The organism is Proteus vulgaris (assembly GCF_016239305.1).
Lineage (GTDB): Bacteria > Pseudomonadota > Gammaproteobacteria > Enterobacterales > Enterobacteriaceae > Proteus > Proteus vulgaris_C.
Genome location: NZ_JAEHOQ010000026.1, coordinates 45,779 through 54,068 on the forward strand (window position 1 = coordinate 45,779; position 8,290 = coordinate 54,068).

The following is an 8,290-nucleotide window of genomic DNA, read 5'->3' on the forward strand; positions in this document are numbered from 1 at the left end:
AGTAATTAACGATAAACAATACCGCCATCAGTTAAAATTGCCTGGCCTGTAATATAGTCAGAATCATCACTCGATAAGAAAGCAACGAGAGCAGCAACATCATCAGGAGTTTGAGCACGCCCCAATGCAATACCTTCAACATATTTCTTATAGGTTTCGCCTTTTGGTGCTCCGGTTATCTCAGCAAAACGTTCATCAATTTCAACCCACATATCTGTGCCTACAATACCTGGGCAGTAAGCATTTACAGTAATACCGGCACTGGCATACTCTTTTGCTGCGGCTTGTGTCAGCGCACGTACAGCAAATTTAGTTGCGGAATAAACACCTAGCATTGCAAAACCATCGTGTCCTGCAATAGAAGATGCATTAATAATTTTACCTTTATGACCTAATGCTTTAAATTTCTCTGATGCTGCTTGGATACCCCACATAGTACCATTTACGTTAATTTTGAAGATCCTATCCATATCTTCAGGTGTCACGTCAGCCAAAGGTTTAACTTGGGCAATACCCGCGTTATTGATCATTACATCAAAGCCACCTAAAGCCTTTTCAGCATGTTCAACAGCAGCAAAAACTTCATCACGATGACTAATATCAGCAGCAAAAATTGTTGTTTTACGTCCTAGTGCTTCAATTTCTTTTGCGACGTCAGCTAATTTATCTGCCTTCAAGTCAACCAGAGCAATATCAGCACCTTCTTTTGCTAAACGCAATGCAATGCCACGGCCAATTCCCTGAGCAGCGCCTGTAACTAAAATTACTTTACCATTCAAAGCCATTGTCTTTCTCCTGAATATTTACAGATGAAAAAGCTCTTCTAAAAAAGAACTTTGTTAATAGATTAACAGTAGCAATTAAACAGGCAGGTGACAAAATAACGATCATTCGCTAGTAAACTCAATAATAGCGATTAAACACTCTGTAAATAATTATCATTTAGAATAAGTTCTCAATAAAAGATAAAATAAGCACTAAAAAGAGCAGAATAGACATTTGAGAAGTGTATTAGTTTATTAGCAAAAAATGCTTAACTCATTCATACATAGCATAAAAATAAAAAAGCGATACCTAAAAAGATATCGCCTTGTTTCTATTTTCTAAGATTAACTGAAATTATTTTTTTGTTGCTTGCAAATATAACATATCAAGTGCAATTGTAGCCCCAGCAAGCGCTGTAATATCAGATTGATCGTAAGCTGGAGAAACTTCAACTAAATCCATACCGACAATATTTAACGGTTGTAATGCACGTAAGATCTTCAGTGCTTTATCGGTCGTTAAACCACCGACAACCGGTGTTCCTGTTCCTGGTGCAAATGCAGGATCAAGACAATCAATATCAAAAGTCAGGTAAACAGGTAAATCACCAACAATTCCTTTGATCTGATCAACAAGATCAGCCACGCCACGATCATTAACTTGTGCTGCATCTAATACAGTAAAGCCGTTATCACTATCATGCTCAGTACGAATACCAATTTGAACAGAGTGATTAGGATCGATTAATCCTTCATTTGGTGCATGGAAAAACATGGTACCGTGATCAAACTTACTGCCATTACCATAAGTATCAGTATGCGCATCAAAATGAACTAATGCCATTTTACCAAAATGTTTAGCATGAGCTCGTAATAAAGGTAATGTGACAAAATGGTCACCACCAAAGGTTAAACATTTTTTGCCTGCAGATAATAACTTCTCTGTATGAGCTTGTAGTTTATCGCTCATATCCTGTGCGTCACCGAAGTTAAAGACTAAATCACCACAATCAACAACGTTTAAGCGCTCACGCATATCAAAATCCCAAGGCCAGCGATTCCCTTCCCACGCTAAATTAGTTGAGATTTGGCGGATAGCGCCCGGTCCATGACGAGTTCCCGCACGACCCGATGTTGCCATATCGAAAGGTACACCCGTAATGACCCAATCAGCATCACTGCTATAAGGTTGAAAATTCAGTGGAAAACGTAAAAAACCAAATGCATTAGAGATCAATGAATTATCAGTCTCATTACCTAACGTACTATTTTTCATGCTATTACCTCTGTCACTTATTAAAAATAAGTAACATACCAATCAATATGATAGATAAAGAGTGATGTTTAATAACATCACTCCTGCATTGGAAAATTAAGAATTACTCTTCTTCTTCCAGATACGTATAACCGTATAAACCACTTTCAAATTCAGTCAGGAATTGTTCTTGCAACGCTTCATCTAACTGTGCATTTTTTACTTGAGTTCGGAAACGATCTAACAGCACCGTTGGATTTAACTTAACGTACTGAAGCATATCGGCAACGGTATCGCCCTCTTCGCTTTGGACGTAAGTAAGATTACCTTTTTCATCAAGATAAACGTCAACAGCTGCAGTATCACCAAATAAATTATGCATATTGCCTAAAATTTCCTGATAAGCCCCAACCATAAAGAAACCAATCATAGGTGGATATTCAGGATCATAAGCTGGCATAGGCATCGTTGTTTCAACGCCATCACCATCAACATAATGGTCAATAATACCATCTGAGTCACATGTAATATCGAGTAGTACCGCACGACGATCTAGTGGTTTATCTAACCCTTCAATCGGTAATACAGGAAATAATTGATCAATACCCCATGCATCAGGCAAAGATTGGAATAATGAGAAGTTAACATAGAACTTATCTGACATGCGTTCTTGTAACTCATCGATAATCGGACGATGAGCACGATTACTTGGATCTAAATCATATTGGATACGACGACAGATATTTAAATATAACTCTTCTGCCCATGCGCGCTCTGTCAGACTTAACATGCCATGAACATATTGAGTATGCACATCATGCAAGTCTAATTGGCTATCATGCAACCATTCACGTAATGAACGGCTATGCCCTTTGGTTTGCATCTCTTCCCATGTTTCCCAAAGGCTAGCAATTGGTCTTGCTGCATCTTCTTCAGGTGGCGTAATCGCGGTAAATTCATTACGCTCAACACCAATGACATTAGAAATCAATACGGTGTGATGCGCAGTTAACGCACGACCTGATTCAGTAATAACAGTTGGATGTGGTAAGTCGTTTTCATCACACGCATCACCAATTGCCCAAATGACATTATTTGCATATTCATTAAGACCATAGTTAACCGAGCAATCAGACTGAGAACGTGTACCTTCATAGTCCACACCTAAACCGCCACCCACATCAAAATATTGAATATTCACGCCTAATTTGTGCAACTCAACATAGAAACGAGCAGACTCACGAACACCGGTCGCGATATCACGGATATTCGCCATCTGTGAACCTAAATGGAAATGCAGTAATTGCAGACTCTCTAAGCGATCAGCTTGGCGCAACATATCAATTAATTGCAGAACTTGTGTTGCGGCTAAACCAAATTTTGATTTTTCACCACCACTTGCCTGCCATTTGCCTGAACCTTGAGAAGCAAGACGAGCACGAACGCCTAAACGTGGAATAACTTCTAAACGTTCAGCTTCTTCAAGTACCATTTTTATCTCAGACATTTTCTCAATCACTAAGAAAACTTTATGTCCAAGCTTTTCGCCTGTGAGTGCTAAGCGAATATACTCACGATCTTTATAACCATTACACACAATCACAGAGCTTGTCATATTGGCATGAGCAAGCACAGCCATTAATTCAGCTTTAGAACCGGCTTCTAAGCCTAAAGGCTCTCCTGCATTGACTAATGACTCAATAACACGACGTTGTTGGTTAACTTTGATTGGATAAACTAAAAAGTAGTCACCTTTATAACCATAAGATTCACGCGCACGATGAAACGCCGCATTAATCGAACGTAAGCGATGCTGTAGAATTTGAGGAAAACAAAAAAGTGCAGGTAAGCGCAGATGTGATTGCTCTTCTTGAACTCGTTTAACCAATTCAGTTAAATCAAAAGTAGCATCAGGAACATCAGGATTAGGGCAAACGCTAATATTTCCCCGATTGTTCGCTAAATAGTAACCGCCACCCCAATATGCAATATTATAGGTCTGCTGCATCTTACGAGCGATGTTATCATTCATGACATTCTCCTTAGGGAGTATGAGTTTATACCTTGCCTGTCACTATAGTAGTCAATAATTTATTGAAAATCTGAAACGACTGATAAATAACAGTTGGAAGTAATGACTCACTATATATTTTTATATGATTATCCAGCTATTCGCGGGACATAATAGTAGAAAGTTCTTGAGTTAACTTATAACGAGTTAACACAATCACCTATTGGCAAGTAACCGACAACTTCGCTCTAAAGAGAAAGAGCTCAGAGAGGAAATCACTCTAGATATACTACGTGTATAGTATTGACGAGTGCTGTTTTGGTTTTTGAAAAGACTAACCTGTAGACAATGGATCATTACCCATTCACTCCACACATGGCTTAAACCTATAAGCCATTTCCCTAACAGAGAAACAGAATTAGAAATTCTGCGGTTTACACTGTGCTCAGATTTCACAGTAACCGCGAGTTTATACCTGTAGTTAACATAAAATGCAAAAGCAAAATGCACAAAAACCTTTTTTTTCTTATTTTCGATCTTTCATCATCAGAAAATAGCACGCAATAAAAAACAAGATTAACTGTTTGATTCTATTTTATCCCTATATTTGATTAAAAAAAGCTGGAATTAAAGAGAGAAGAGTCCTAAAATGGACGTCTAGATGTTAAAACATCCATCCTTAAACCGTTTGTATTAAGGTAACGAGATATAATGACTACACACCTATTTACTTCTGAATCAGTCTCAGAAGGTCATCCAGATAAAATTGCAGATCAGATTTCTGATGCTGTTCTGGATGCAATTTTAGAACAAGATCCAAAAGCACGCGTTGCCTGCGAAACTTACGTTAAGACAGGTATGGTTATGGTAGGCGGAGAAATTACCACCAAAGCTTGGGTCGATATCGAAGAAATTACACGTAATACCGTTCGTGAAATCGGTTATACCAGTTCCGATATGGGCTTTGATGCTAATTCCTGCGCAGTTATCAGTGCGATTGGTAAACAATCACCAGACATCAACCAAGGTGTTGACCGAGCTGATCCTTTAGAACAAGGCGCCGGTGATCAAGGTTTAATGTTTGGTTATGCAACAAATGAAACTGACGTATTAATGCCTGCACCAATTACTTATGCTCACCGCTTAGTTCAGCGTCAAGCACAAGTACGTAAAAGTAGCACTTTACCTTGGTTACGCCCTGATGCGAAAAGCCAAGTTACCTTCCAATATGACAACAATAAAGTTGTCGGTATTGATGCGGTTGTATTGTCAACTCAGCATTCTGAAGATATTTCACAAAAAGACCTGCATGAAGCGGTGATGGAAGAGATCATTAAACCTGTTCTGCCAGCAGAATGGTTAAATGAACAAACTAAATACTTCATCAACCCAACGGGTCGTTTTGTTATCGGTGGCCCAATGGGCGACTGTGGTTTAACGGGTCGCAAAATCATTGTTGATACCTACGGTGGTATGGCGCGTCACGGTGGTGGTGCTTTTTCTGGTAAAGATCCATCAAAAGTAGACCGTTCAGCAGCTTATGCAGCACGTTATGTTGCTAAAAATATCGTTGCTGCTGGTTTAGCAGATCGTTGTGAAATTCAAGTTTCTTACGCAATTGGTGTGGCAGAGCCAACATCAATTATGGTGGAAACATTTGGTACTGAAAAAGTCCCAACCGCACAACTTATTCTGTTAGTGCGTGAATTCTTTGACTTACGTCCTTATGGATTAATTCAAATGTTAGATTTACTGCACCCAATCTACCAAAAAACAGCGGCTTATGGTCATTTTGGGCGCCCTGAATTCCCTTGGGAAGCAACAGATAAAGCTGAAATCTTACGTGAAGCAGCAGGTTTAAAATAATCCTCAGTCAATAACATCACGCTATTGATTGTTTGATAAAACCACATCTTCTGAGATGTGGTTTTTTATTACTCTTTATTTTATTTCTAAATTCATAAAAAAACCCCGCAATCAACACGGGGATCTCAAAAGGAGAAAACGAGAACATAGACTTATGATGAAATGATTTTCTATAACAAGTTAGTTAGGGTAATTAATCCACTCACCTCCATTTAACTTGATATAAGACTGACCTTGATAATCAACCACAATGGTAGCTTGGTTTTCTGCAACATTAGCTGTTTGAGGTAACTCACTGGCTAATGCGTTCCAATCAATAGAAGATTGATTAAAAACATCTCCACTCACATTACGAGAGATAAATTCAGACAAGGCCAAATAGCTACTCGGCTCTTCAACAATTACAGGTGGATAAAATTGTGTTCTATCTTTGATCCCTGTAAAACGAATACCGACAGGTACCGTGGTAATACTTTGGCTAGGAATGTCTCTTAAGCCTGACATCTGTGTTTTATCACCTTGTAAAGCAGCGCCATGTTCCGGCACAATGACTACCATCACTTTTCTTCCTTTTTTATCTAACTCATTCATAAAGTTATCTAAATTGTCTAATAAAGTGCTTGCCCGTTTACCATAATCAGCGGTGTTATTCTCTCCTACAAAACGATTACCATCATGTAATGACACTAAATTCACAAACGTCACACTACGGCTCTCATTTGATTGTTCACGTCCTTGCAACCAACGCATCAACGTCTCTTTGTCGTTATAAATTTTAGTGCCATCAAAAGCTGTTATTTGATGAGAAAGATTTTCTTGATCTTGCAAAGTGATATTAAGATTACCAAGTTGCTGAACTTCTTGAAGATAATTACCAAACTTCCCGTTATGATCGAGTACCAATTTCTTTGCAAATCCTAACGAAGATAAATTATCCATTAACAAGCATTGTGTATCAGCCGGATCATATAAATCAGAGTGGTGACTTTGACCACAGCTAGCACGTAATAATCTTAATGATGCGGGGCCACTATAGGAGGAAACAGTATTAAAGTGACTAAATAGCACATCAAAATTGCCCCAAATAGGATGCTCCTGTAGGCCAACAGCAGCGACATCCGCTGTTGAAAGTGAACAAATATTAATAATTAAGATATCAAAAGGTTGGGCATCTGCAGACAACTGCGCTGGAAATGGCGTGATGCGTTTTTTCTCATAGCCATAAAATTGAGTTAACCAATCATCTAATACTTTATTATTAAACTTATGTTTTTGGGGTGGATAAAGCGTTCCCATTGCTGTTTGTTCTACCGATTTAGTAATAACCTCAGGCACCACAGGCGTGGCAGCTTGAGATCCAACGGATGTCGGTAACACTTCAACTTCACCGACATCGTCACTACTTCTCTCATTATTGACACTGTTTTCTTGCGTAAAGCTATTTGCTGAAACAGTAGGTACCATACCTTGAGAAAAATGGGTGAACCCACCAATATTTAACCAAAGTACACCCGCAATGATAAAGACAGAAACCCTTACCCACTGCTCAATAAACAGGTAGGCCACCAGCAAAATAAAGGCAACACCAATCATTTTAATGTTGATAAAATTAATGGATAATTCGACAAGATAATCAAACGAAAACTGTTTAAGTTGCCCACCTTGCGCTAATACCGTTGAAAAACTGGGCAACCACGTATCATGATAAAATAAAATGGCTCCGATAGGGATAGCAATCCAGTTACGCATTTTATGCCAAATATTTTTAGGTAATGGAAATAATAAAAATGCTAAGAAAAGTAGATTGCTAAAAGCATCAAAATTTAAATAACCATACCAAAGTAAAACAAACTTCAGTAAAAAATAGAAATTCCATGCTCCCAACCCATGCCAGTAATGTAAAAAATCGAATTGGGTTGAATTAGACTTGTTCATTTTGATTTCCTACTTATTAGTATAAATAAATCCAACTCGACAGTTATATGATGATTCATATCTGTCTTTTTATTACTTCTGATATTAAATTAACTACTAAATAAAGATATAAGAGAATATTTATTTAACCCCTTAGTAAAAACCCCTAAATAAAAAAAACAAAAAATAAATTAACCAGACGAATACTGGTCTCTTATATAAAATAAAGAGAATAATAAAAACCAACTTATTTTAGCTGGCATTTAAAAGAAAACACTCAAGCTTCTATTTATATAATAGTCACTATTTTAAAAAACGGTGCATTATTTTCATTAATTAATGAAACACAGAGTTATCTTATTTCTATATTTCGAAACAAAAACAAAACAAACAACACACAAATAACAATTGATAACAATTAAAGAACATTAAAACCAATAAATAAATAAGTTACTTAATATAAAAACATAAATAATCAAA

General features: G+C 37.5%; 5 protein-coding genes. 1 reads left to right on the forward strand and 4 read right to left on the reverse strand.

The genetic code is table 11. The features are described from left to right. Positions 1–5: 5 nt before the first annotated feature. The 3 genes from JEP40_RS16420 to speA form a co-directional block, all read right to left on the reverse strand. On the reverse strand, positions 6–785 hold the full coding sequence (locus JEP40_RS16420; RefSeq protein WP_109401529.1) for an acetoin reductase: 780 nt from the start codon (positions 783–785) through the stop codon (positions 6–8). Positions 786–1,119: 334 nt separating this feature from the next. Next, a complete protein-coding gene (gene speB, locus JEP40_RS16425) occupies positions 1,120–2,040 on the reverse strand; it encodes an agmatinase (protein ID WP_198624427.1) in 921 nt (306 codons plus the stop codon). 103 nt (positions 2,041–2,143) lie between these two features. Continuing rightward, positions 2,144–4,051 carry a biosynthetic arginine decarboxylase gene (gene speA / locus JEP40_RS16430; RefSeq protein WP_109407481.1) on the reverse strand — a complete coding sequence of 636 codons (1,908 nt, stop codon included), beginning with the start codon at positions 4,049–4,051 and terminating at the stop codon, positions 2,144–2,146. A 690-nt stretch (positions 4,052–4,741) separates the two neighbouring features. Here speA and metK point away from each other — a divergent pair. Then, positions 4,742–5,896, forward strand: coding sequence for a methionine adenosyltransferase (gene metK / locus JEP40_RS16435; protein WP_198624428.1), 1,155 nt, complete (start codon positions 4,742–4,744; stop codon positions 5,894–5,896). 180 nt (positions 5,897–6,076) lie between these two features. Here the strand turns inward: metK and bcsG are convergent, their stop codons facing one another. Beyond that, positions 6,077–7,831 (reverse strand): cellulose biosynthesis protein BcsG, encoded by a 1,755-nt coding sequence (bcsG, locus tag JEP40_RS16440; protein ID WP_198624429.1) that lies wholly within the window; start codon positions 7,829–7,831, stop codon positions 6,077–6,079. Positions 7,832–8,290: the final 459 nt, after the last annotated feature.

Coding starts and splice junctions, on each gene's coding strand:
- JEP40_RS16420 (WP_109401529.1), bottom strand. CDS start 785: ATGGCTTTGAATGGTAAAGTAATTTTAGTTACAGGCGCTGCTCAGGGA.
- speB (WP_198624427.1), bottom strand. CDS start 2,040: ATGAAAAATAGTACGTTAGGTAATGAGACTGATAATTCATTGATCTCT.
- speA (WP_109407481.1), bottom strand. CDS start 4,051: ATGAATGATAACATCGCTCGTAAGATGCAGCAGACCTATAATATTGCA.
- metK (WP_198624428.1), top strand. CDS start 4,742: ATGACTACACACCTATTTACTTCTGAATCAGTCTCAGAAGGTCATCCA.
- bcsG (WP_198624429.1), bottom strand. CDS start 7,831: ATGAACAAGTCTAATTCAACCCAATTCGATTTTTTACATTACTGGCAT.